Annotated in this window: 14 protein-coding genes and 1 tRNA gene; 1 reads left to right on the top strand and 14 read right to left on the bottom strand. The window is 61.8% G+C overall.

Translation table 11 applies throughout. The features are described 5' to 3' along the window. The coding region (locus ABKW26_RS04600) for a transposase (RefSeq protein ID WP_348591254.1) at positions 1 to 242 on the top strand (242 nt) is incomplete at its 5' end. A 28-nt stretch (positions 243 to 270) separates the two neighbouring features. Here the strand turns inward: ABKW26_RS04600 and ABKW26_RS04595 are convergent. The 14 genes from ABKW26_RS04595 to ABKW26_RS04530 form a co-directional block, all read right to left on the bottom strand. After that, on the bottom strand, positions 271 to 2,001 hold the full coding sequence (locus ABKW26_RS04595; protein ID WP_348591253.1) for a GTPase: 1,731 nt from the start codon (positions 1,999 to 2,001) through the stop codon (positions 271 to 273). After that, complete coding sequence (locus ABKW26_RS04590) at positions 1,998 to 4,025, bottom strand: GTPase domain-containing protein (protein WP_348591252.1); 2,028 nt, start codon at positions 4,023 to 4,025, stop codon at positions 1,998 to 2,000. Before ABKW26_RS04590 ends, ABKW26_RS04595 begins: the two co-directional genes overlap by 4 nt. Positions 4,026 to 4,168: 143 nt before the next feature. Beyond that, positions 4,169 to 6,238, bottom strand: a complete 2,070-nt coding sequence (locus ABKW26_RS04585) for a DUF87 domain-containing protein (protein ID WP_348591251.1) — start codon at positions 6,236 to 6,238, stop codon at positions 4,169 to 4,171. After that, positions 6,235 to 7,632, bottom strand: a complete 1,398-nt coding sequence (locus tag ABKW26_RS04580; protein ID WP_348591250.1) for an SIR2 family protein — start codon at positions 7,630 to 7,632, stop codon at positions 6,235 to 6,237. The genes ABKW26_RS04585 and ABKW26_RS04580 overlap by 4 nt, the downstream gene beginning before the upstream one ends. Then, positions 7,632 to 9,779: a BREX system Lon protease-like protein BrxL gene (gene brxL, locus ABKW26_RS04575; RefSeq protein ID WP_348591249.1), complete on the bottom strand. Its 2,148-nt coding sequence runs from the start codon at positions 9,777 to 9,779 to the stop codon at positions 7,632 to 7,634. Before brxL ends, ABKW26_RS04580 begins: the two co-directional genes overlap by 1 nt. A 10-nt stretch (positions 9,780 to 9,789) precedes the next feature. After that, positions 9,790 to 12,288 (bottom strand): BREX-1 system phosphatase PglZ type A, encoded by a 2,499-nt coding sequence (gene pglZ, locus ABKW26_RS04570; protein WP_348591248.1) that lies wholly within the window; start codon positions 12,286 to 12,288, stop codon positions 9,790 to 9,792. Next, on the bottom strand, positions 12,285 to 13,766 hold the full coding sequence (locus tag ABKW26_RS04565) for an RNA-binding domain-containing protein (RefSeq protein WP_348591247.1): 1,482 nt from the start codon (positions 13,764 to 13,766) through the stop codon (positions 12,285 to 12,287). Before ABKW26_RS04565 ends, pglZ begins: the two co-directional genes overlap by 4 nt. A 70-nt stretch (positions 13,767 to 13,836) precedes the next feature. Beyond that, positions 13,837 to 17,355, bottom strand: coding sequence for a BREX-1 system adenine-specific DNA-methyltransferase PglX (gene pglX, locus ABKW26_RS04560; protein WP_348591246.1), 3,519 nt, complete (start codon positions 17,353 to 17,355; stop codon positions 13,837 to 13,839). Further along, positions 17,355 to 20,834: a BREX system P-loop protein BrxC gene (brxC, locus tag ABKW26_RS04555; protein WP_348591245.1), complete on the bottom strand. Its 3,480-nt coding sequence runs from the start codon at positions 20,832 to 20,834 to the stop codon at positions 17,355 to 17,357. Before brxC ends, pglX begins: the two co-directional genes overlap by 1 nt. A gap of 4 nt (positions 20,835 to 20,838) precedes the next feature. Then, entirely contained in the window at positions 20,839 to 21,441 is a 603-nt protein-coding gene (locus ABKW26_RS04550) for a DUF1788 domain-containing protein (RefSeq protein ID WP_348591244.1), read from the bottom strand. Further along, positions 21,438 to 22,091 carry a DUF1819 family protein gene (locus tag ABKW26_RS04545; RefSeq protein WP_348591243.1) on the bottom strand — a complete coding sequence of 218 codons (654 nt, stop codon included), beginning with the start codon at positions 22,089 to 22,091 and terminating at the stop codon, positions 21,438 to 21,440. The genes ABKW26_RS04550 and ABKW26_RS04545 overlap by 4 nt, the downstream gene beginning before the upstream one ends. 24 nt (positions 22,092 to 22,115) lie before the next feature. Continuing rightward, entirely contained in the window at positions 22,116 to 22,316 is a 201-nt protein-coding gene (locus ABKW26_RS04540) for a helix-turn-helix domain-containing protein (RefSeq protein ID WP_348591242.1), read from the bottom strand. 846 nt (positions 22,317 to 23,162) lie between these two features. Further along, positions 23,163 to 23,239 (bottom strand) — tRNA-Pro (locus ABKW26_RS04535). A gap of 125 nt (positions 23,240 to 23,364) precedes the next feature. Then, the gene (locus ABKW26_RS04530; protein WP_348591241.1) at positions 23,365 to 24,777 is read right to left on the bottom strand and encodes a UTP--glucose-1-phosphate uridylyltransferase; all 1,413 of its coding nucleotides are present in this window, start codon (positions 24,775 to 24,777) and stop codon (positions 23,365 to 23,367) included. Position 24,778 lies beyond the last annotated feature (1 nt).

Genomic DNA, 24,778 nt, shown 5'->3' with positions numbered 1-24,778 from the left:
GCGTTCCCGCAGCCCTGACCGAGGTCATCACACTCGGACGGACCCTGAAGAAACGAGCCACGGACGTCCTGGCCTACCTCGACCGACCCGGCACCAGCAACGGTCCCACGGAGGCGATCAACGGACGACTCGAACACCTCCGCGGCTCCGCACTCGGCTTCCGCAACCTCACCAACTACATCGCCAGATCCCTCCTCGAGACCGGCGGCTTCAGACCCCGACTACACCCTCAATTGGGATGAGCCCGCTAAGTGGAGGCTGGTCGAACTGTCACGCCTTCAGCGCGAGAACCGCCAGCCGGTCTAGCATCGACTGCGCCTCAATCTGGATGGCGCTGATGTCACTGTCGAGGAGGCTACGGAAGGCCTGATTGCCGCGCACGGCCCGATTAACGTCATCAATCTCCCTGATCGCGGCACCGAATTCGGCATCGAGCTCTTCACGAACCCCTACGAGCGTGGCATTCGCGATGACATCGCTCTGCGACAGGACATTGGCGATGAGCGCGTTCCGACGGCGAACCTTCTCGCGCGTCGCCTTCTGCTCCTGCCGTTCTTCCTTGACGACCGCATACGCCTCCAGGGCGACTGGAAGGACAACGCTCCCCACCTTCGCGACCTTGCCGATGGTGTTCGCCCAGCGGACCGCTTGGTACGGCTTGAACTTGATCCCGACGCGCTTACCCGCGTTGTAGACGATCCGGTGACCGGGACTGCCTGCAGCCCTCTTGATGCCCTCGCCAGCACCCCAGTTCTCGTGGAACTTCTTCAGATGATTGGCGGCCTTGGGAGCCCACGCCGGGGTACGCCCGTCCTTCTTATACTTCGAGCGAGCCAGCCCGGCATCAATCGGGACTGACTGAGGTGCCACGTCTCCTTGGATCTCCAGCGCGCCCAGCTGATGCGCGTAGGGCGAGGCTTCTATCTCTCGCACCTCGGATGTGAAGTCGGAAAGCTGCGAGTGCAGGACAGCCTGCACCCCGTCTACAAACCGCTGGTTGGCGGAGTCCAGGTCATCGTTCAGAGCCTGGGACGCGGCATCGAGCTGTGACCAGTCCGGGTTCGCCGACTCCTCGATCGACTCAGCAGCATCGGCAAGCGGCTCGGCCGCACGAATGCACGCTGTGCGGAATTCCGTTGCATGACGTGCAAGCGCAGAGTCCAGCAAGTCGCGGCGATTCGTGAGCGCCCGGCGCTGGCGTGCGAGGACTGTGAGAACTGCTTCCTCGTTCATGTCGTCAGAGAGCACGGCGAGTGCCTCACCCGCAACTAGCGCAACCTGTTGAAGCGGCACTCGGAACCGAGCGAGGTCACCTCGCTCGCGCGCGATCCGGTTGATCGTGTCCTTGAGCTCAACCATGTTCGACGCCTCCCTACGACGCATTGCCCGTGATGGGTCGTCCCCATGGAGACCATCGAGGTACGTCTTGGCGTCGCACTCGACCCACGGAACCTGATCAGCGAAGATCCCGAGCGCCTCCCGGACAGCCGCATCACGTACACCCTCGGCAGCAGGAAGGCTACGGCTCTTCGTGATCACAATGAGCAACTGTGGCGCCTTTCGAAGGTCCTCGGTCACGTGCCGCAGGTGGGCCACCAGCCTGTCGTCGAACAAGTCGACGGTGACGGCGAACAGGACCAAGTCAGCCGTACGAAGCGCATCCTCGGCAAGGTCATCGTGCTCCTCCAAGCCAGCCTGCACCCCTGGGGTGTCAACCAGATCGACAACACCGTCCCAGGTGAAGGCATCGACCCTGTCGGTCGCCACCGCCGAGTCGATCACGACCTCGGCCGCCTCGTCGGTGAGGGCTTTGATCAGAGTCGACTTGCCGCTGCTGTACTGCCCTGTGAGCACCATCCGAGGTCGTTCATACTTCTCCACCACTAACAGCCCTTGCAGCCGTGCAGCCTCGTCAGCCGGGAGTTTCGCAAGTAGGCTGGCAAGCCGCTCAGACAGGTCACGCACCGCAGCGGGTGCTGCGTGGAACAGAAGGTCGGTCATCTGGAAATGCTCCTTGGTGCACTCGGGTTGGCGATCTCGATCTGAGTACCGAGGTGGTCGGACAACGTGGCAGACCACGCGGCAAGCACCTGGTCCGGCACGTGAGCATCTGTCGCGACGATGGTGTTTTCGCGGCGGCTGCGGATCGATTCTGGAACCTGTTCAGTGAGGCCCAGGACGTACGAAGTTGCGCAAGCTCCCGGCAGCCCCGCCGAAGGGGCGCGACCAAAGACCAATAGCTCCGGCGAAGAGGGTGGGAAAAGCCAAGCCTCAGCCTGCGCCTCGTCCGTCACCTGTATCGCGGTGCAAACACCAGCGAGTCGGGTCACCTTCTCAACCGACGCTGCGAGCCGGGGCCGACCGTCGGCAAGCAAGAGGCAACCGATGGTCTCGCGGTCCAACGTCGAGAGAGCCGTACTGATCACGGGAGGTTGAGAAGCCAGCACCTCGGCAACGCCCAGTGCGGCAGCTTCAGCCTCGGCTCCCCACATGAATCCAGCGGCAAGGTCTTGTTTGACACCCTCCATTGCCTCGGAGACCGCGACGAGCATCTGCAACTCCACGTCTTCGAGAACCTCACCGATTTTTGCCTGGAGTAGTTCGCGGTTTTCTTCCAAGATCTTCGCCTTGCTCGTGAATAGTGACTGGACCTTCTTGCGGAGCGGCGTCACGACGATCGCTCCGGCAAGAACCGTGACGGCTCCCGTTAGTGCGCCGGCTACACCACCAAGTGCCGCACCGGGCGCCGCACCGACACCGCCTGCCGCAACACCGCCAGCGGCTCCCAACTTCGCGCCGACGACAACTCCCAGCTTTATGCCAGCCAGCACCGCTGCGAGCGTCCCGCCTCCGCCCACTACGAGGCCGGCGGCCTGGCGCTTCCACAGCCCTCTGAAGTCGCGGAGGCCCTCGATCTTGAGGTCAGTGCCGATGGCTGTTGTCCACTCGCGTTGGGCGTCTGTGCTCGCCTCGTTGACGGCTCGCGCAAGTTGGGTGAGACGATCCTTCAGAGCTCCATCCAAGTCAGCGACGAGGGCCGTTTGCTCCCTCTCCCATTCGTCAGCGACTTGTGGCCCAAAGTCCGCAACCGTCTGGTGCCAACCTTGACGTGCCCCGATGATGCGGATGACGTCGTCTTGCATCGTTTGTAGACACGCATCAACCAGTCGTGTGAACCGGCGTTCCTGGTCCTCGCGCATCCCACGAGCAACCTGCACGGTGTCTCGGATCTGCTGCTCGATGTAGGCGACCACTTCGCCTACTGTTTGGGCCTGTGTACGCACCTCGTCAGCCTCGCGCAGCACTCGTCGCCCTGTACGCCTCGCCCGGCTCTCGTCGTCCAGTACCTCGAGCAGACGATCAACCCGACTTGCTTCCCTCAGCGCAGATCCGAAGTCGTTGTCGGTTCGTGCCTGGCGGGCAGCTTCCGCGTGAAGTCTGACCTCTGCGACGGGACGTATACCTTCCGACGAGAGATGAGCGCGGATCGTCTTAAAGTGCCCCTCATGCTGGTCGAAGACCGAGTCGGGGTCCTCCAAGAAATCCTCGCGATCGAGGTCATCGACCAAACGGGCGCGACAGTTCAGCACCACCACAACTGGCTTCCCCCTGTAGGCCACCGCACGCAGCGCTTGCGCTGTCTCCTCTTGGAAGGAGTCGTTGCTCGCGACCCACAACACGAGATCTGCTCCGGGCACCTCTGCCATTGCTAGTGCCACGTCTTCCGCACCGTCCTTCGCACCCACTCCAGGGGTGTCGACAATCTCGACATCAGGAGAGTCGAGGGCCGGCGCTGCAAAGACGTCGCGAGAGGTGCGCTGAGCGCCGATGCCGACGCGGTCCTGCGAGCCGCCAGTGAGGGCCGCAAGGAGTGTGCTCTTCCCAGCCATCGTTCGCCCCATAAGGACGACACGCATCGGGCGAGCACTCAGCGGTGCGTCGATGACTTCCACCGCATCCAACAAGTCGACGAACTGCCTAGCGGTCTCGTCCGCAGCTACCACCTCCCGCGATGCGCGATACACATCGGTCAGTGTCGCTCGGCACGCGGCAACTGCCTTCGCGTGTGCTGGAAGCGGATCTTCGTCATCCGGCTCTGGACCGAACAGTTGGTCCTTCGCGACAGGCCACCAGTCGTGCCTCGCCTTACTCGGCAGCCCAACTCCGCTCACGGACGATCGCCCTGCCAGTCCTTGACCACCCTGTCGATGTGGTCGGGAAGGTCAGCCAGCTTGTCTGCATCACTCCAAGTGCTGATGAAGTTCGGGTCGTTGCTCTTCGGCGGGTTCTCGACGTCGCGAACTCGGACTGCGACGGGCACGCCAGTGCTGACGCCGGTCACAAGTGCGTGTTGCTGCGCCAGACTCGGCAACTGATCAAGAAGTGCGCGGGAGCTGAGGGCAGTCGCGTGCTGGAGCAGGCTCTGGTCCGCTTCGTGGGTGAGACGGTGCGCAATGACAGTGCCGCACTGGGCAACGACAGTCTCGCTGAGTTCGCTCGGCCGCTGGCTCGCAAGCAGCAGAGAGAGCCCAAACTTACGACCCTCCTTCGCGATGCGCTCGAACACCGAGGCAGACCTGCCCGAACCACCGTTTGGGTCTTGTCTCGCAGGGATGAATCTGTGCGCTTCCTCAAGCACCAGGAGAATCGGATGTTCGGCGCGTGGCTGACTCCGAACCGCAAAGTCAAAGAGGACACGACCGAGAAGCGCTGTCACGTTCTCCAATACGTCATTCGCAACGAGACTGAGGTCGAAGATTGTCACCGACGGGCCAGCCTCGTGTGACTTGCTTTGGGACTGGAAATGTGCGGCGGCTGGCCAATCCGACGTTGCTGGGTCAGCGTCGGTCGGGTCGACTCCCATTAGTGCCTTTAGGTACGAGCCCAGCGGATCTTCGTGCTCTTCAATCCTGGTGATGAAGTCGTACCTGCCATCGGCGAGCAGCCGACTCAGGCGCATCTGGAGGGTCGCAACGTACCCGCCAATCCTGCTGTCGACCGCTTGCTCAAGTTGGACTCGTGCAGGCAGGAAAATGTCGCACAAGGCCTGGAGGGAATAGAAGACGGGGGCATCGAAGTCTGCGCTGGCGCTGGCGCTGCCTAGCCCAAGATCGTTGAGGGCGGCCGTGACCTCGTTGGTCAGAATGGTCGCCAATCCGGCGAGAAGATCACGGTGTTCGGCAGTCAGCGCCTGATACTTGACGTTGTCCCGAAGGGCCAACTTGGCGATGGCCTTTGGCACTACATTTGCCATGCGCTCCCAACGCGCCCTGATCGGTGAGTCTCGACTGGCGTTCTTCGTCAGCACGTCAGCGAGCGACTGGAGCTGACGGAGTGCCGGAGTTTCTCCATCCATCGTGTTCTTGCTCAGAGCGTCAAGAATCCCGAGCGTCGTTCGAACGTTGTCGAGTTGGTCCGCGTCCGTCCCCTTACTTGAACCCGCGAGCCTCGCGTCGGCAATGGCACGCTGGAGGACAGGGGCCTGGACACCTTCACTGGCACGCAGCAGGTTGAGGTGCTCTTCGTTGTTCATGAACCAGTGCGGGAGGAAGAGCCCAGAGTCCGTGCCCGGCTTCGGGCCGAGGACGAGCGGCCGCGTCTTCTTCCCACGCGGCGTTGATGCCGCAAACGACTGGGCGTACTCGCCGTTGATGTCGAAGATGACGATGTGCCCGTTGGGAATCTCGTGATCCAGCAACCCGTCAATCAAGGCGGTGACAGTGCACGACTTGCCCGAACCCGTGGATCCAACGACCGCGCAGTGGTGGCCAAGAAGAAGGTTCGCATCGAGATGGACGGCCTGCTCCGATGCCACCGCCGAGGTCCCGATCCGCAGGGACGGCCCACCCTTCGGGAGGAAGATGCTCTTGACCTCGTTTGGCGTTGCTACCTGCACCGGTGCATGGAGCGGTGGGTAACCAGTCAGACCCGACTTGAAAACGTCGCCTTCAAACCGACCTACCACGGTGGCTTCGAGTTCGTAAGTCGCCGCGTCATCTTGACTCTGGAGTTCGCGCTTACCCTTCAGCTCCTGGCGGCCGCTGATGTACACCGCGCTGACGATGCCAACCACCCGGTGTGCACCCGCCGGAATCATGATGTAAGAGTTGACGACGCCGACGGTCTGAAGACCATCGGGACCGACCTTCGTGAACCCCTTCGACCCAACATCGAGCGCGACGCGGACCGTCGTGCTGCGAACGTCGATCACCCGTCCGATGACACCGACCTCAGTCATAGGGTTTCACCCACTGGGATCGGTGGAGCGCTCCCGCGAGCAGCCTGCTCCAGAGCCTCGATCAGGCTGGCAACGGCAGCGGGCGCTTCACCCTGCCGGGACGAGTTCGGCATGAGTTTGGCAAGTTGCGAGAACTTGCCGTGGTCGCCGGTCAGTACCGCGATACGCGAGTCACTCGCGGTAGCAAGGGCCGCGATGGCTGTGGACTTCGGTGTGACGCCAACGTCGGTGAGCGGGCGTTGCTGGGCGTCCGTGGTCAAGGACGCCATATCAGCGTCATCGAGTACCGCGAACGGATCAGCTACGAAGACGTTGAGTGCAGCATTAGTCGCAAGGCTACGGAGCAGAAGCCGGTTGATGTGTGGATCGGCGAAGCCGTAGCCAGCGACGAGCACTGCTGTGTCCTCTTGCTGGACCGCGTCTCCCAGCAGCCGAAGGAGATCCGAGTACGGGTACGCGAGGGTGTCGCCCTCCTTCGCCGACGTCGGATAGATCAGAACGAGTTCGTCATCCTCCGCAGGAGCCGCGCTCTGCTTCACCTCCAGCGATTCAAGGCCCGTCAACCGATCACGGTCTGTTGAGGATCGCCAGTTGAGGCTGCCGTGAACTTTGTGCAGGTAGAGCGCACCCTCGGCCCGGGCGACCACCGACTGAGTCGTGGTCTCGACTCGGTGGAAATCCAGACCGTAGAAGGCGAGGTTGAGGCGACGGTCGACCGTCCCGCTGAAGCCGTCGATGTATGGATAGCCCAGCTCATCGAGGGCACTCTCAACGACCAAGTCGTAGTTGGTGGTGAAGATCCGTGGCCGCGGGAGGTTAGCCCGGCGGCTACGAACGATCCGTGAGAGAAACGTCCGGTGCGCGATCAGCGGATCTGTGTCGAAAGGCGGGGGCAACTTCGCGCCAGGCTTGGGCAACCGACATGCCTCGGCCAGTGCGCGGTTGATCCGTTGCCGGAGGCCCTCAACCTGGTCCTTCGGGTACGGCACCGCTTCGGTGCCCGACCCAATCGTCACCTCGTCCTGACCTGCCTGCGACGCAAGAGCCGCTGCGAGCTGAAGCCCGTTTAGCAGGCGTTCGAGGTCACCGTTGTCGGTTGGGTTGATGGTGGCGAGCAAAGCGGCGTCACTGGCAGATGGCGTCCCACCAGCCTGCTGGATGAGTTCAACTACCTGCTTGTTGGTGAGGTTCCGGGTCTGCGGAGAGCCCAGATGAAATGACGCGCCGGACCCGAGGAGCACCACGAGGTTCTTAACCTGCAAGAGAGAACTCAGGTGGTCCCGAACAGCCGAGGGCTCGGCGGTCGTGATGACCTCCTTGATCGTGCCACCAATGAGGAAGAGCCCCTTCGTGCTAGCCTCCTCCGACTCAATCTTCTGGGGTACCGAAGTCATCAAACTCCCTCGCCTTCACAGATGTAGGTCACACCGAAGGACTTGACTTGGCGGTACTGCTGGAGCTTCACAGCAAGGTCGAAAGCGTCACTGGCCACGTACTGGAAGATGTCGAGACCACGGCCGAGGTTGATGCGCCAGCCGGAGTCGGCGACGATCGAGCGGTCGTGGATCGTGTCATCAAACCTGACGTCGAGCGTGATGCCAGCGACCGCGGCGGCCTGCTTCAGCTTCAACAGGATCTCGATCTGCTTCTGCACTTCCATGCCGCCGTCGGCGTGTTCACTGGTTACGAGTTTGACGGTCAGTTCGTCAGCAGGATCTTTGTTGACCGCCAGCGTCTCAATCAACTCCATGAGGTTCCGCGCTTGGTGGAACTTGCGGATGTACGGATCAACGATCGTCATCTCAGAAGCGCCACGCAGGTACGGGAGCAGCAGGTTCTCATACGAGACACCGCGCTGGTTCTCCTGGAACTCGCGGTGGCCCTCGAACAGTGGCTCAGGCTTGGGCACAACCTCAACGGGCGCAGATGATGGAGCCGCCAGCCCAGCGCCCTCGTTTGGCCCCGAAGCCGCGCCCTCAGCGACATGCCCGCGGTGGTAGTAGGCCGGATGTTCGTCCTCTTCGAGGGTGGTGACGCTGTGCCACTCCCCCGCCTTGTCGAGGAAGCCGAACTTGACCGCCGCCATCGTCGAGTCAATGCGCAGGATCTGGTCCTTGACTCGCTTGCGGCCCTCGATGGCGAAGCCAAGAATCTCCTCGATCTCCACCTTGGACGCCTCTTCGTGCGGATACAGGATCTTCATCAGGCCGGAGAATGTCTTGTGGATGCCGTCGCGGTCGCGGGTGGAGATGTCCGAGCCCAGCGTGAAGTGCTCCTGGTAGCGGTCGGAGTAGTCCGCGCTACGCATGGACTTGAGGACCTCGGCTATGTAGTCGACGACGAAGCCGTAGCCCTCGGAGAACATCTCACCGCGGATCGTGTCGACCTCCCAGCCCGGAATGTAGTGGTGAAGGCGGTCCAGGAACGCCGCGTCGTGATAGCTCTCGGGCAGTTCGTCGAACAGGTCCGAGTGCTTGAGCATGTAGGGGACGTTGTGCGAAGTGTTGCCGACGAACACCATCGATGCCTCGGCACCGAGGGTCTCGACGCCTCGGGAGAAGGTCTTGTTCGCCATGTAGTTCTTCATGATGTCGACGAGCGACTTGTCGGTGCGCTTCTTCTTGCCAGCGAACTCGTCGAAGGCGACGACATCCCAGTAGCCCACGAGACCGAGGCGGCCATTGGAGTTGTTGACGAAAAGCTTGGGGACGGTCACCTCGCCGCCAGATATCAGCATGCCGTGGGGTGAGAACTCCGAGAAGATATGGGACTTGCCGGTGCCCTTGGGGCCGAGCTCGACCAGGTTGTAGTTGCGCTCGACGAACGGGATCAGACGGACCAGTTGGATGAGCTTGGCGCGCCGGCCGAACAGTTCCGGATCGAAACCGATGGACTGGATGATCAGGTCGATCCACTCGTCCGTGGTGAACTCTCGCCGGGAGGAGAGGTAGCCGTCGTAGTCAAAGTTTGAGAGCTGGATCGGCTTGATGGATCCGAGCACCCAGGGGACAACTCTGGCGTTCTCGCTGTGGAAGTACTCGATGTCGCAGATGCACCACACGCCGCCAACGAGCAGTTTCGGATGCGCGGTAACGGTGGCTGATTCGATCAGGACTTGTTTGATCCCGAGGTTGGCGAATTCAGCTTCGTAGACGTCGTCCTTCTCGTTGAGCGTGACGGTCACCTTGTCGATGACTTTGTAGCGTCCGCGCTCCTTGATGGTCGACTTCACCAGCTCGGACTGATTCCGGTGCACGTAGTGGTCGGCCAGGATCTTCCGCACGGTGTTGATGCCGGCCTGGATCGTGGCTTCATCGTCGGAGGCAGCGTATTGGCCCAGCAGATACTCCAGGACGTACGACGGCACGATGGCGTTGCCCTTGACGGCCTTGACCAGGTCCTTCCGGACGACCACGCCCGCGAAGTGCTGGTTGATCTTCCTGTCCAGTACGGTCTGTGGCGGAGCCTGGTCATGGGACTCATCGGCAGCACCAACGACAAGCTCGTCGTCAGCCTGCTCCAGTTCGACATTTTCAGTCATTGCAACCGCCTTAGAAGTCGAAGTCCGAGGTGAACGAACGCTTGAGCGTGTACATGGCCTTCTCGTAGACACGCCACTGCGTCGTGTTGGGGATCCGTTCCTCGAGGCGGAACTCCACGGAACGATTGTTGTAGTCGTTGGCGTCCTTGTTGAGCAGCAACTGGACGCTCTGGTACCGGTCGCGTTGCTCGCCCGACATCGAGTCGAAGGTCAACTCTGGCTGCGGGTCGGTGGAGATCAGCGTCTCCCCCACGTACAGGCCTGCCCGCAGGGACCGCGGCTGCACCTTGTCGGTCACCGGCTCGGACTGGAACAGCTTCACGACGAGCTGCCCGGTCGTGATCTTGTCGGTGTCGGGAAGCACCTTCACGTTGACCGCACGAGTGTCACTCTTGCGCTTCTTGTTGATCGCGAGCACTGGTACGACGACCTCCTGGAGGGTCGCACCACCGTGAACGAACCGTGCACCCCCGCCTGCAAGGCGAAGGCGGTGGATCGACTTGGGGATCTGGACCTCGATGTCGCTGTCGAGTTGGAGCTGCACTGAACTGAACGTAGTGAAAGCGAAGTCGACCTTGAGCCCGTGACCGAGGACGTAACGCTTGTTCTTGACGAGGATGTTGTCGCCTTGCGGTGCTTCGGAGAGGAAGAACTGCTCGGGCAGTTCCCCGTCCTGGAACAAGAAGCCGTGGTCGGCGGTGACGAAGATGTTGGTCGCGTTGGCGTTGGCGGCCTTCTTGACCAGATCCACTATCTCGCTCAAGGCCTGCTCTGCTGCCTCGAACACGCGTCGCTCAGTGCCAGGCTTGTCGCCGGTGGCGTCGATGAGGTCGTGGTAGATGTACAGCACCCGGTGGGCCTTGTAGAGATCGCGCCTTTCTTCTCCGCTGAGAGCCTTGAAGTTCTCAGCCTGAATGGCGGTGCCGCCGACTGACTCGAGGACCTTCGCGCGCGGCCCGGTTCCGTTTGTCGGCTTGTCGTCCGCAAGAACGGTCTTGCCGTCGGCAGAGTGCTTCAGGGTCTGGTGCGGCAGCAGCGCCGCCATGCCAAGCTGGGTGTAGCTGGGGAGCACCCCGAGGACCGCCTCGAGGTCAGCGTCGAATCGGTCCTCCTGCCGGATCCTGGTTCCCAGCTCCTCCGCAACCTCGTAACGGAGGGCATCGGAGATGATGACGACGGCCTTCTTGTCCTCACGGAGCAGCTTCTCGACGTAGTCGCCGTAGAACGAGCGCTGGGAACGCAACACCGCGGACTTCCATTGGTCGGCTTCGTCGACCTGCTTCTGCCAAGCGTTACCCAGCTCATAAACGAACTTGTTCGTGTACCGCTTCTCAACCTGCTCACTGAGCGGGTCGAGCGGGTGGTCGCCCTCGAACGCGCGTCGGGCGTGCGTGAACTGACGGTACAGCTGGTCGATGCGGAACCAGTCCGTGCGGTAGCGCTCCAGAGCCTCGTCGAATGACGCGAAGGCGAAGTCGATCGTGCTCAACTCAGATAGCAGCTCGGCGGCGGCGCCTATGGCCGTGTAGAGCGTTCGGTAGCCGTCGATCCACACACTGCTCTGACGTGCGCGGACAACTTCAGCGACCTCGCGGGCGCTGACTGTCTGCTCGGTGACTGCAGTCGCGAGGTCCGCGATGATCTTGCGGTCTGCCTCTTCGAAGAGATCCACCGAAACTAGGTCCCGGAAGCTGATGTCTTGGATGCTCGCCTTATAGCCCAGGTCCACGGACGCGCGCTTGGCCAGTGTCGATACTGCCGCCTGACTGCGGCGATCATTGCGCAGGCTGGCGAAGTCGAGCTGGATGTTGTGGAGTCCGCCGGGTCGGTCTGACTTAAAGCCCTCAACGGCCTGGCGGAAGATCCACAAGATCAGGTCGTCGATGCTAGGTGCAGTGGACTTGTATCCATAGATGGATGCGGCGCCGGCCCAGTAGAAGGCATCAAGACCAAATTCGACAAGCCCTGCGTACTTGGCCCGCTGCCCCTTGGCGTTTTCCGACAGAAGTGTGCGGGTGATCTCCAGAAGGGTGTGCTCCTTCTGGCTGAGCACGACAGCTGACATCTTGGCGCGAAGCCGGTCCGCGTCATCTTCTGTGGTCAGCAGTGCCTTGAGGCTCTGGACGCGCTTGCTGGTGTTGAAGAACTTCTCGTGCGCCTGAACGACCTCATCGATGCCGTCGCCGCTCAGCCCGAGGTCTTGGGAGACAAGCGAGCTGCGATCCGCCGTGAAGATGCCGTGGGCCAGTTCCAGATCGAGCAACCAGTTGTCGATCCCTGACGGAGCCGGACTCGAGCGATAGACGAGAAACTTGTCCTTCGGCTGACCATGCAGCAGACGATTCTTAATGCCGTACTCGTCGCCTGCGACGCGCAGCGTCGTCACACCCGGCAGGTCGAGGGAATCGAGGTCGGTGCCGTATTGGCCCTCAGGATCGTTCCAAAACACGACGCGTTGGGACTCAAACTGCTGCTCCAGATGCGGGAGCAGCGCCGCCAATGAACTCATGATGTGCCTTCCTGCTGCGCCAACGTCGCTCGGCCCAGATCGGTGATCCGGTAGCGCTGGAGGCTGCTACGCGGCCGGTCTGGAATGGTGCGCTCCACCAGTCCGGCCTCTAGGAGCGGATCGATATGGCGACGCACGTTGCGCGTTTCGTTCCTCAGGCCGAGCGCGCCCAGAAGCTCGGAACGACTCAGATCTTGCACGCCGAGAACCGTGAGGAGCTGCACACCTTGCTCACTTGGTGACTCGACTTGGTGACTTGATGATCCCGCTTGGTGATCTCGTGACCTTTCTTGGTGCCTCGGATCAGCATCAAGCATTGCTTCAGGGGCGTGTGACCCCACAAACACGGTGAACCGCACACGATCCATCACCTCTTCGATCACAGGTTCGGGCAGTCCAGCCGCGGCAACCTGGTCATAGACCCGCTGAACCCCAGTGCCCCACTGCTCCATGATCCCCGCCTCACGGAAGATGCGGACGAGTGAGGGATTGCGCAGCCGTGACGCCCGCCGCATGGACTCGATGGTCATCCCCGACAACAACAGGCCAGGACTGTCCACCTGGATGCGGTCGTCATAGAAACCAACCCGGATGGGGGTGCCTCGTTCGGCATAGCTCGCGTGCACGAGCGCGTTGACCACTACTTCACGAATCGCCTCGACCGGAATCGAGTAGACATCCCGACGGCGCACCTCACCGAACACAGCGGTCTTGTACGCATGCTTGAGCAGGAAGTTCATCACGTGGTCAACCGCAAGCGGCACCGGGCCATGAACCTCAATCTGATCAAAGATGTCGGTACCGTTCGGTCCGCGTAGCCGACCGCACTGCACCCATGCGGACGGAATGAACCAGTCAGGCTGCGCGCCGGCGACCAACAATCCGGCGTTGGTCGGCACCGTGCGGCGACCGTCCCGCACGGCCAGACCCAGTGGCACTAGATCCTCTCGGGTCGTTGGCCGTTTCCGGATCTTGGAGAGTGCGTCCAGGTCGAGGTCATCGAGAGATGCGCGCGGCTCAGGAAGATCCTCGAAGGCAATGCCACGCGCGGTCCGCTCCAGTTCGGCGACGAGCGCAGCGTCCGCTTGCCGATTGGTTGAACCCAGCCGCACATACGCGCCTTGCTCGATGCCTCGCCGCTTAACGTAGTGGGGCCGCTGGGTACTCAGTGGCACATCAACGATCAGGAGCGAGTGCTCACCGACTGTCACAATGTCGATGCCCGGGACAAGCAGAGGCGCGATTCGATCGGCGATCAGGCTCGTCACACGCTCTTCGGCAGCCAGCGGGTCGTCGACACCGACGATTGAACGGTCGTCCTCGACACCGACGACCAGTTGACCCCCTGCACTGTTCGCAAAGGCAACGATTGACTTGGTCAGCCCGTCCGGCGAGGAGAAGTCGCGCTTGTACTCACGAGTCTTGCCCTCCGGTTCAAGGACGCGGTTGGCGGAGTCGAGCGAGAAGAATTCAGCCATCAGGTCCTGGCCCTCTTCGGAAGAGCGGCGCTGACGTTGTCCAACCGCCGCAACAAATCGTCATGGGAGATCACCCCTCGGCCTCCAATCCGGGGATCTTCTTCAACGCAGCACCGAATTTCGGGTAGTTCGTCTTGACACCGTCATCGAGATCAATGGCGATGTTCTGGGAGGCCAGTGGGTACAGCACGTCGTGCTCGTAGTCGTCGAGTTCGAGCAGGATCTTGCGGAGGCGATCGGCTTCCTTGGCGTTGGCGGACCGCTCGGCGTGCTCAAGGCTGGCTTTCAACTTGGCCTGGAACTCGCGGAGGTACTCGTTGAGCACCGTTGAAACGGTGGACGGCGTATAGCGGTGCATGTAGACGAGTGCATTGAATGATCCCTTGGGGCTGGCGAACATCCAGTAGATCGGGCGCTTCTTGTACCGCTGGACGTGATCCTTATAGAAGGACTTCACGAAGTAGTCACGCAGGTTCTTCACCCCGAGCGATTCAGTGACGAACCGCAGGTTTTCCTCGAAGTGCTGCTCACCGAACGCCGCACGGAGGAACTGGCGGAACCGCTCGACGATGTCGTCCTCGAACCACTCGCCGTCCACGATCGGGATGACGTTGTCTGCGTCCGGAGCGAAAGTCGGCGATGGAGCTTTCTTCAGATAGTCCTGCACCCTCGTACCTTGATCGGCAAGGATCAAGCCCGGCGCATCTAGGCTGTATCGACCAAACATGCAGCCGACGGCGTATGAGACGAGTTCGGCAGAGATGTCAGCACATTCAAGTGCCGCGTACTCTACGGGTGTCTTGCCCGGCCCGTATCGGAACTGAACGTTGCGGGTCAGCGAGACTCGGTGGAGCGGCACTTGGATCGGCACCTCGCCGTAAAGCCCATATGCTTCCACGACAACGCGGTTGTTCTCGGCCTCACGCTGCTGCTGTTCGGATGCTGCAGCGCCCCACGCCTCGAATAGCTGCTGGGCACGCTCGGCAAGCCGCGAACCAGACACCGTGAGCAAGGGGTGCGAGCCAAAATCCCAGGAAGTCTCGAACGAATCCCAGTCGAGGCGGGAGGTCGCCGTCAGCGCACTAATGGCCGAAAACGTCTCTTCAGGTAGATCGCCCAGTAGCGTCGGCAGGCTGCCGATGTCGTCAGCCAGGAAGGACAATGTCGGGGACTTCGCTGCGAGAAGCGCTTGCGCAAGGGACGAATTACAGATACTCATGATCAAGGCCGATTCTCGCTCAGAGTCCACATAAATGGACTTGGCCGCCGACCCAAAAGTGAAACCTTCGGGATAGGCACGGAACGAAGCATCCCCGGAACTAATCTTTGACCAGGAAAGCGAGGGTAGGAAAAAGAACTGTGTGTTCTGAGCGCGACTCCGCGGGCGTCCGCCGTCCGTCGACCCGTAGGTTCGAATCGCCGCTCCATCGTGTTCCCAATTCACCACGTACTCTTGGTTTCCATACCACTTCCGGAATGCGCCCCCCTTGTTGAACGGAAACCACTTGGCGCCGGTGGTTTCAGCTTCGTCACCAGTACGGCATTGGAACGCCGACCTGCTCGAAGCAACTTCCCACCATAGACGCATAAACGTCTCATTGTCGCCTGTTGACATGCCTTCGCGCAGTTCAGCCAATTCTCCAAGAGGTCGTCCCGTTGCGAACGCCGCGCGCATCGCGGGCGACAGCCAGTACACGATCGGCGACCCTGGAATCTTGGAGAATTCGCTTGAAGCAAGGCGATAGAGATGCTTCTCCATACCTCTCGTAGCTTCGCCACGACACTTAGACCTATCCGCCTCGATAATTTCCAACGCCTTCGGGCCCTGAACTACCGGTCCAACGAAGTCGGAAAGGCGCACGAAGGCGCCTTCCGCTCTGCTTCTGCCACGCTGGAGCACGTATGTACAAATGGGTACAGTCGCTCCATCAAAACCCGAATACTCCAGTTGGATCAGGGAACTTATTGTCTCACTGCTAATCAAGCGTTGTCGAAGCGGCAGATACGTGGAGAGGAACATCCACACAAAGGGTGTCATCAAACCCGCGAGCCCATTCGTAGGTAAGAAGTTGAGGCAGCGCTCGATGAACATCGCGAAGAGGTCTGACTTGCCGTCAGGGAAGCGATTCTTCGCGAATTCTGCGAGCCGCGTGTCCATATTCTTGCTGCCCATGTAGGGAGGGTTGGCGACCACGACGGCGTACTTCCGGGCGAGGTAGTTGGCCTGCTCAATGACTCGAATGGCGCGCGACAGGATCACCACGGTGAACAGATCGTCATGATCGGCTAGCGCGGCCGCGCGATTCTCGGCCGTTGCGGTCTCCACCCGGTCCGGCTGAATCAGCGAGCCGAGAGTGTCGGCATGTTCAAACTGATTCCAGAAGGTTTCCTCCGCCTGACGGCCGCCGTCAGGAGTGACTAGGAATTCCAGCTCGCCTGGAGTGAACATGATCGGTTTGATAACACAGATGTTCGGCTCAATCTGCTTGCTGAAGAATGCACGCTGCCTCGCGCGGGCCTTCATCGTGAGCGCGAACGCTGCCAAAGCTCCGGCTCGCGGGTCGATCTCGGTACCGTGGAGGTTGTGGGTAAGGATCCGCGTGGGAATCTCGGAGGGGGCGTAGCCCTCTTCCTCATAGATGGCGTAGAGCAGGTCGAAGGCGTAGGTGAGCATGTGGCCTGACCCGCAGGCGGGGTCGATGACCGTCAGTTCTTCGGGGCTGCTGATCTTGAGAAAGCCGCACTCTTCGTCAACTGGGGCGATGTAGTAGCCCATCCGGTCGACTAGCCGGGATGAAGGGTGGTTGAGCATCCAGAGGCGGCCGAGGGAGTTCTCGACGAGGTAGCGGACGATCCAGTCTGGGGTGAAGAGCTGGGTGGCAGCGGGGATCTCGTCGGCGCCGGCCTTCTGGTTTTTCTTGAACCCTGCAAAAACCTCGTCTTTCCGCTCCGAGATGTAGAACTGGTAGAGCCATCCGATGACCTCGACGTCCTTACAGACTTCCTCGGTCAGTACCTTCCTCGAGCGATTGAGAACAGAGTCGTTGGCGAGCAGGTTCGCCGGGATTAGCAGTTCAGTAAAGTCGCCATCGCGCTCGAACATGAACGGCATGGTCGTGTGCCAGTGACGGCAGTAATCAACCAACAGGAGAGAATACGCCTCGCCCTGTGGCTCATCGCTCTTGCGCGTGCCGTCGAGCAGCGCCGCCACTGCCGTGTGGGTTGCTCGACTGGCGACTTCGGTGTCAATGACCCCGCGCTTGGCTTCAGCGAGAATCTCCGGTTGTCCGTCCTCGACGCCTGCCTGCGGGGAGACAACACCAATACCGGTATAGCCGTTGGCGTCCATGAACCGCAGCGCGATGATCCGGTTGAACCACGTGTAAGCGACCTTGTCCGCGACAGCGGCTCGCCCCTTGTCTCCCCCACCTGAGGCGGCGACCTCCTTCTCCAACGCTGCTACGGGCCCCGGGCGTTCCACTCGCTCCGGCGAGCCTGGGGCAAGTACCGCGGTAGTGCGGGCAGTGACCTCACGGATGAGCTCCTTGCGTGCCCACGTCGCGAAGTTCTTCAACGGTGTCGTTTCCATCAGAGCGTGATTCGCTTTCCGTCGTTCAGGGTCTGTATGAGAGCTGCCCGAAGTACCTGGAGGTAGGTGTCGACCTGTTCTTCGGTTTCAAGGACGCCCAAGGCTCCCGGGACAGCAATGTTCTTCACCGAGACGGTCTGCTTCGGCGGTTCTGGGTCGTCGGTCAGGTCCTGGGTGGAGGCGGCAAGGATGTCCAGGAGCGCCGGGTAGTCGTGCGACTCGAAACTGGCCCCGGCCTGAAGGATGAGCGCGACCTGGACCTCGCTGCTCACGCGGGTCAGTGTGTGGTCGATGCGCTGTGATACAAATTGCTGCGCCTCCGGAGTGGCGTTCACGTAGAACTGGCCTGAGATCAGCTCGCTCTTCCGCCCCTCAATCGTGGCGACCACCTTGGCCCGGTTGGTGGCGACGATGCCGTCAATCTGCCCGCGCAGACCATCAGCGGCCTGCTTGAGCTGCGCCATCTTGTTGCCTCGGAACGCGTTCTGGTCAGCGAGGGCTCGCTTGATGGCGTCGTCGCTTCCGGTGGGCAGGTAGCTCAGATTGCTGTTGTGAGTGGACAGGAAGGCTGTTGCGTCGTCGTAGATCGTGCGCTGGGCACCGCTGAGGAAGGAGCGAATCGGATCGATCAGGTCTTCCTTGGCTTCGAGCAGATCGTCTCCGAGCTTGAAGTCGTTGAGGTACCAGTCGTCAGCCTTGCCAACTGTCTGTTCCAGGAGTCCGATCGGTGCGTCGAGCTGCGTCACGAACGGATAGCGCGAAGCGCTGACGGTCGCCTTGAGTTCATCGAGTTTGCCCTTGAGGAGGTCGGCTCCGTGGCGGGCCAGCTCCAGCGGATCCTTAGGGGCGTTTCCTTCGTCGAAGAAGTCGATGCAGAAGCGCCGGAAGTCGGCGACCTTGCGCTCGTCAAACGTCTTCTGCGGTGCCACAACCGTGTGCGAGTGTTTCTGGGTGTTGCGCAGCACGCCCGCGACTTCGCTGCGCTTCAGCACATTCCCATCGACGGTCAGGGTGACCTTCGAGTTGCCAATCAACGTCGCTACGAGGACTTCAATGGAGGCCAGGTCCCAGCCATAGGGCTTGGTCTGGAAGGTGTCGACGATGGTCTTCATCGTGACTTGCTCGCCGAGGGCGTCCTTGCGGAGGATCGCAGACAGGATCTCTTCGCTCGGCTGTGCGAGCTTGGAGAGGGCTCCTGCATCGAACATCCCGTTGTCGGGGTTGGCTGCGCCGGCGACCTGTTGCTCGCTGTATGTCGCGCCGCCCAACAGTTGGAGTTGCGTGTAGGTGCGGCTGACGAGGGACTGGAATCCCTCCGTCACCCGCCCGAGCGCGTCGGAGGAGGAAGCCAGCACGTCGGCGGCATTGTGGACGAGGGCGGCCTTGCCCACCGCGCTCCTGACACGCTGGACCAGCTCCTTCTCCCGCTCCCGGTTCAAGGTCGCCTTGGACTGGAGAATCTGCTCCTCGATGGCCGACAGCGAGGTAGTCCGCTTCCGCTTGGTGTACTTGTCGGTCTTGAGAAGCAGCCGCAAGTCCGTCAGGACGCGGTCGTCCGGTTCCAAGATAACGCGCAGTTCGTCCTTGCCCGCGCTGTGCATCCTGATCTGCTCCGGCTCATACGGATACTCGGGCGTGATGAAGTGGACCGAGAGCTCCTTCTGCGAACCGTGGACCTGGTCGTCCAGCTTGAAGCCGAATCCGAAATCCTGTCCGTTCTTGGCATAGCGGATCTTGTTCGTCTTGACGACGTCTCCCGACAGGATCTTGAACAGTTGCGAGCTGACTTCGGATGAGTCGATGTCGACGTTCTTGATCTCCTCCTCGATCACCTGCTCTTCGTTGGTGAGGTACTCGAAGACGTTGCCGTTGCGTTGGATGTAGGTCTGCCGCTCCAACTCGGCCAGGGCTTCCTTCACGTCCTCAGCTAGGGCGGGCAGGTCCATTCCGAAGCGGTCGTAGACGAGCACTGTGAGGTTGCGCGGCGTTGCCTGGAAACTCTCGACGTACTTGACGAGGAACAGTGCCTTGAGCAGGCGGACCGCGAGCGGGTTGTCCAGGTTGCGCTCGGCGGTGAGGATCTGCTTCTGGGCTGCGGTCTTCAACGAGGCACGGATGCCAGCGAACATATGATCAAAAGTCGCGAGCGTGCCGACCTCGCCGGCACCCGATTGCGCAGTGCCGATCTCCTTGGCTACCTGCTGGACGACGCCGAGCATCGACCGCTCACCGACGGAACTGTTGCGTCCCTCGAACGCGTTGTGGTCCGAGATGCCCTCGATCGCCGCTTGGAACAGCGGGAACTGGTAGCTGACGAACGGGTAGGTGCCGACGAAGTGGGTTTCGTCGGTGTAGTTGCGGTAGTTCTTTGCCCCGTCGACGAAGTCGAAGAGCGTCTTGAAGTTCCCCGACTGCTCGGCGTAGACCGCCCGAAGCGCAGCGACGCCGGCATCGTTCTTCTCCAGCAGACGCTTACGGATGACTTCCTCGACATCAGCGCTGGTCAACTTCACGCGCGTCTTGAAGCGTGCCTGGATCTTTGAGAAGTCGTTGCCCTGACCCTTGGTGCGGTCGCCGAGAACCTTGTCCATGTCTTCCTGCGAGGTGACCATCACCCACGCGCGGCCGCCACACTTAGTGTTGAGGCTCTCCGCGATGGTTTGGAGGTTGAGCATCAGGTGCGTGTTGGAGCCGATGAACTGGCCGACCTCGTCGACATAGAAGTTGAGTCGGTAAGCCTCGGGCTGCTTGTCGAGCCACCCCTTGACCTCACCAGCGAAGTCCTCGATCGAGACAGCGTAGGAGGACTGGTATTGCTTGATGATGCCGGTCGTGGCCTCACCGTTGATCTCGGCGAACGCGCGATCAATGCTCGCGCCTTCCAGCGCGCTCTGCTCGCGCCCCTGAGTCCACGCGATGCCCGCGATCCGCTCGAAGGCTTCCTTGAAGGCTTCGTACTGACCGCGACTGTCCAAGTCACGCTCGAACTGGGCGACGTGACCTTGATTACCGTAGTAACCAAGGCTCTCATCAAAGACCTTGACGAACACCTTGAGCAGGGCGTCAGCCTGGTCCTTGGTGATCAACGTGGCCTTCTGGTCAATGTTGAACAGCAAACTCTTGGCCGGGAAACACGCTGCCTTGTCGAGCAGAGCAGGAAGGAACGCGCCGCTTGCCTTGGCGCGGAAGTTCTCGGAGACCTGGGCACGGTCGAAGTCCTGCCCCTCGACATCACCGAGGAGGTGGGCAAGCATCTTGAGCAAGTGCGACTTACCGGAGCCGAAGAAGCCGGAGATCCACACGCCGTTGGCATTGGTGTAGTTGGTGTACGCCTCCAACAACAACTCAAGGCCCTTGGCAGCCTCGTTGGTGAGGACGTACTCATCGACCTCGGTGCCCAGATGCGCGACGTCGTCGGCCTTGATCACGCCCTCGATCGGGCGCTGGACATCCTTGGCGAAAATCTCGTTCAGCAGCATCGGGTCACGCTTCCTGTTCCAGGATGTTCTTGGCTCGGTAGTACTGGTCATCCTTCAACCGTCCAAAGAGCACGAGCGAGGAGCCTAGGGTGTCGGACTGCTCGTAGCGACCGGGGAAGAACATGAGCATGGGCTTGCCAGTCACAACGCTCTGGAGGTTGTTGAGCACGTTGTGGGACCGGATGTAAGGGAAGACCTCGCCGAGCCCGGTGAGGAAGAAGATGTCAAAGTCGTTTTCAGCAACCTTCGCGCGGATGGCCGGCGCGATGTGAATCTGCGGGTCGAGCATCCCCTGGAGCATTTCGCGGAAGTCGTCCTTGTCGGTGTCAGGCTCGGCAAGGATGACCCTTTCCCAGACCCCGCGCTCTTTGAGGATCTCCACCGACAGGTCGTAGAGGTTTACCTCGTAGACCGAGATTCCCTTCTGACTGAGCTTGTTCTTCACCCGCTGCTTCGCCTGGGCGACCTTGAGCGCTGCCTCAGCCGGGTAGGGGTAGATGAAGAACGGCACCTCGTTGCTCAGGCCCTCCATCTGAAGGAAGCGCTTGCCACTGAGCACGTTGAAGAGGTGTTCCTCTTCCCGGTGTAGGTCGTGTGTCGTGATCATGCGACACCCCCGGTTGGGAAGAAGCGGCCATCGCTGGGAGTGCGGGATGCGAGACGCGCGGCGACGCGCGGCGACAAAACGGCCGGGACGATGAGTCCCTGCGATAGAAGCCCCGCCTCGGTGAGCATGCGGAACACCGTGGAGCGGAGCTTCTTCAACGTTGAATCCTTGAGGCTGGCGACTTCCTCATGCCAGAGGGTCTTCCCGCGGATGAAGCTATCAAAGTGGTCGTAGTCGAGTGTCTGGGCGAGGACAAGGAACCGTTCCCGGAGAACCTCTTCGGCGAACTCGCCGATCAGTGCGTAGCGGCGGCAGGCAGCCACCCACATGAGATGTCCACGCTCAGAGGGCGTAGCATCGAGGAGTAGTTCGAGCTCCTCAACGGCGAGCACCGCGAGACGCTGCGCGACCTCACGCGCAAGGCGGGTGCCTGAGGAACGGGTGCGAGCCTGGAGGAGGTTGTCCTGCTCCAGCAGCTTTCGTGTCTCGATCCAGTCGCGCTCGCCTAGGTATATCGGGGCGGCGATCAGGGCCTCGCGCGAGAGAAGGGCGCCACTGGTGAATGACAGCGCGTATCGCGCCCGTGTTTCAGCCATCGTGCACCCCTCCTCGTCGTCGCGAACCAAGTCGATCAGGCCATCTGTGCCCACCCACAAAACGTGCCGTGCATGCGTTCAACCGGTCGCCGGAGACTCATCCGAGGCAGCCGCACCCTCGCGCCGGACCCACTCATCGACCTCGCTGGCCTGAAACTTCCAGAGACGACCAACCTTGTGGGCGGGCATCGCCTTGTCAGCGATCCACGCGTACACCGTGTCCTTCGTGACACCCAGGTGGGCGGCGATGTCGTCGGCAGATAGCCAAGGTTCGGACATGACGGTGTGGGCCCTCCGGTTCCGGAAACCTGATCTAACAGGGTGTGACCGACTCTAGCGGAGGATGGCGCGTGTATGTGGGATTTCTTCGGGAGCACCTCACGTCTACCAACGACTGTCACCAGCGTCGTGACACAGAACACCTACCGGATGCGGAGATCGCCGATGCCCCAGACGTCGTCCGGAGGAGCACACAGGTGAGCTTCGATTTCCATGACACCTCTTCCTCGCCACACAGAACCGCCCGGTGCTCCAAGATCACTGCACGATCCCACCGGCCCACCCGGATGCTCGACGAAAGTGGTTCTCTGCCGATGAACTCATCGACCTCGTCAAGGACGACTTCAGCGTCCAGACCCTTCGCAGTGTGACGCCCACCGCGCACCACGGATACCGTCACTACCCTGCTTCACCTCGCATCCGTCGCACCCTAGAACGCACCCTCGGCCCGGCCACAGCACGGGCATGGTCATGGCCAATGGAGCGAGCCGGATGGGGCTTCACGCTCATGCTGCACGCGCGCAAGACCCCCACTTCACCGATCAAGGAGCAGCATTGAGGGTGTGCGCCACTGGCCGACCGTGCGCACATCGCCGACGGCCTCGCGCACCACGCGAGTCGTCCTCGGAGGACCCGCGCTCGACGTGAGCGGCGATGAACTCGCATTCGCAGTGGTGGAACCATGCCAGCGCGCTTGCGGCGAATCAGAGCCGGGCGAGCAGCGGGAACGAGTGCGTGCACCGTGATGCAATCGTGTCCACCTGCATCCTCGCCAGACTTAGGCTCCCAGACGCGAAAAAGGCCACCCCCGCTCTCGCGGTGATGGCCTCCGACCTGCGTAAACGCTGGTCGGGATGACAGGATTTGAACCTGCGACCCCTTGACCCCCAGTCAAGTGCGCTACCAAGCTGCGCCACATCCCGAAGGCTCCCGCGCCAGTCCGAGGACTGTCTTGAGGAGCCTTACCGGCCCCGGAGGGCCGTAGAGAACTTTACCTCACCGTGGGCGGTGCTCACGACACGGCCCACGCCGGCCAACCAACCAGACCTCAGGAGAAGGAGAGCCCGTCCGCGCTGATCGTGGCCCCGGCTGGAACGGTCGACGCCACCCCAGCATCAGCCAGCACAGCCTCCCCCACAGCCGTCACACCAGCCTCGAACGTCCAGTCCCCCGCCACGCTCAGCGACGAAGCCCCGACAAGCGAGGGCGCCCCAGCCGAGAACCTCGCGTCGAACTTCCCGATCGTCTTGTAGTACGCCGGATCGAGGTCCACGAGCGGCGCGTCCACCACAGGGCGCAGCAGGTAGTCCTCCCCCAGCTCGTACACATCACTGCGGAGCACCAGCAGGTCGTTCGTCGTCTTCACCGGCAGGAACCGCGACCGGTCCACCTCGAGCACCACAGCGCCCTCGAACACCTCGATCGCCGCACCCATGGCGGACTCGATCTGGATGACCGGCGTCGAGGACGGGTCCGCCGGGTCCACCGTCTTAGAGTTCTTGATGAGCGGCAGCTGCAGCACGCCGTTCGTCCGGTCGAGCTCGGCCGTCAGCGCCTGGAGGTCGAACCACAGGTTGTTCGTGTTGAAGTACTTGTGCTTCGAGATGTCCGACGCAGCATCAGCGTCCTCGTCGAGGGTCTGGGCCGTCTCGCGGAGCACGATGCGGCCGTCGCTCTTGCGGACCACCTGGTGCCCGCCCTTACGGTCCGCAGGCGTCCGCACAGCCACTTCCGCGCCGAAGGGTGCGCCCGAGGACGCGAACCACCCGGCAACAGCCGCGTCGGGCGACGCGCCGAGGTTGTCGGAGTTCGAAACGTGCACATACCGGAAGCCCTGCGCCACGAGGTCCTTGAGCACCCCGGACGTCTGCAACGCCGTGTACAGGTCGCCGTGACCCGGCGGGCACCACTCCAGGCTCGGGTCCGCATCCCACGTCACCGGTGTGAGGTCGTCGGCCCGGAGCTTGGGCTCGCGGTTCTGCAGGAAGTCCAACGGCACACCCTCGACGGCCACGTCCGGGTGCTTCGCGAGCGCCGCGAGCGTGTCCTCCTGCGTGCGGAAGCTGTTCATGAAGATCAACGGCAGGCGCGCCCCGGACGCAGCCCGCGCGTGCCGCACCTGGCCCACGATGATGTCGAGGAACGACTCGTCGCCCCGCACCGTGAGCAGCGACTTCGCCTTGTCCATGCCCATCGACGTGCCGAGGCCGCCGTTGAGCTTGATGATCGCCGTCTGGGCGAGCGCCTCGCGCCCGACCTCCTCAGCGATGTCGAGGTCGGCCTGACGGTCCACCTCGACGAGCGGGTCCACGTCCGCCTCGCGGATGACACCTGTCTCACCGGACTCGAGGAGCCCGTAGAAGTGGGAGAAGACGTCGATGGCGGTGGGGTGCACTCCCCCGTCGCGCATCTTCTGCTGGGCCTGGGCAAGTCCTGACGGGGAGTGTCCTGGTGCGCTCATG

Source organism: Sanguibacter sp. 25GB23B1 (assembly GCF_040012415.1).
Classification (GTDB): Bacteria; Actinomycetota; Actinomycetes; order Actinomycetales; family Cellulomonadaceae; genus Sanguibacter.
The sequence above is the reverse complement of the archived record's forward strand: the minus strand, read 5'-3'. Positions and strand labels throughout refer to the sequence as shown.

Bases quoted from the DNA above. Each gene is read 5' to 3' on its own strand.
- brxL (WP_348591249.1), bottom strand. From the start codon at position 9,779: ATGACTGAAAATGTCGAACTGGAGCAGGCTGACGACGAGCTTGTCGTT.
- pglX (WP_348591246.1), bottom strand. From the start codon at position 17,355: ATGGAAACGACACCGTTGAAGAACTTCGCGACGTGGGCACGCAAGGAG.
- ABKW26_RS04550 (WP_348591244.1), bottom strand. From the start codon at position 21,441: ATGATCACGACACACGACCTACACCGGGAAGAGGAACACCTCTTCAAC.
- pglZ (WP_348591248.1), bottom strand. From the start codon at position 12,288: ATGAGTTCATTGGCGGCGCTGCTCCCGCATCTGGAGCAGCAGTTTGAG.
- brxC (WP_348591245.1), bottom strand. From the start codon at position 20,834: ATGCTGCTGAACGAGATTTTCGCCAAGGATGTCCAGCGCCCGATCGAG.
- ABKW26_RS04595 (WP_348591253.1), bottom strand. From the start codon at position 2,001: ATGACCGACCTTCTGTTCCACGCAGCACCCGCTGCGGTGCGTGACCTG.
- ABKW26_RS04540 (WP_348591242.1), bottom strand. From the start codon at position 22,316: ATGTCCGAACCTTGGCTATCTGCCGACGACATCGCCGCCCACCTGGGT.
- ABKW26_RS04565 (WP_348591247.1), bottom strand. From the start codon at position 13,766: ATGGCTGAATTCTTCTCGCTCGACTCCGCCAACCGCGTCCTTGAACCG.
- ABKW26_RS04580 (WP_348591250.1), bottom strand. From the start codon at position 7,632: ATGACTTCGGTACCCCAGAAGATTGAGTCGGAGGAGGCTAGCACGAAG.
- ABKW26_RS04585 (WP_348591251.1), bottom strand. From the start codon at position 6,238: ATGACTGAGGTCGGTGTCATCGGACGGGTGATCGACGTTCGCAGCACG.
- ABKW26_RS04530 (WP_348591241.1), bottom strand. From the start codon at position 24,777: ATGAGCGCACCAGGACACTCCCCGTCAGGACTTGCCCAGGCCCAGCAG.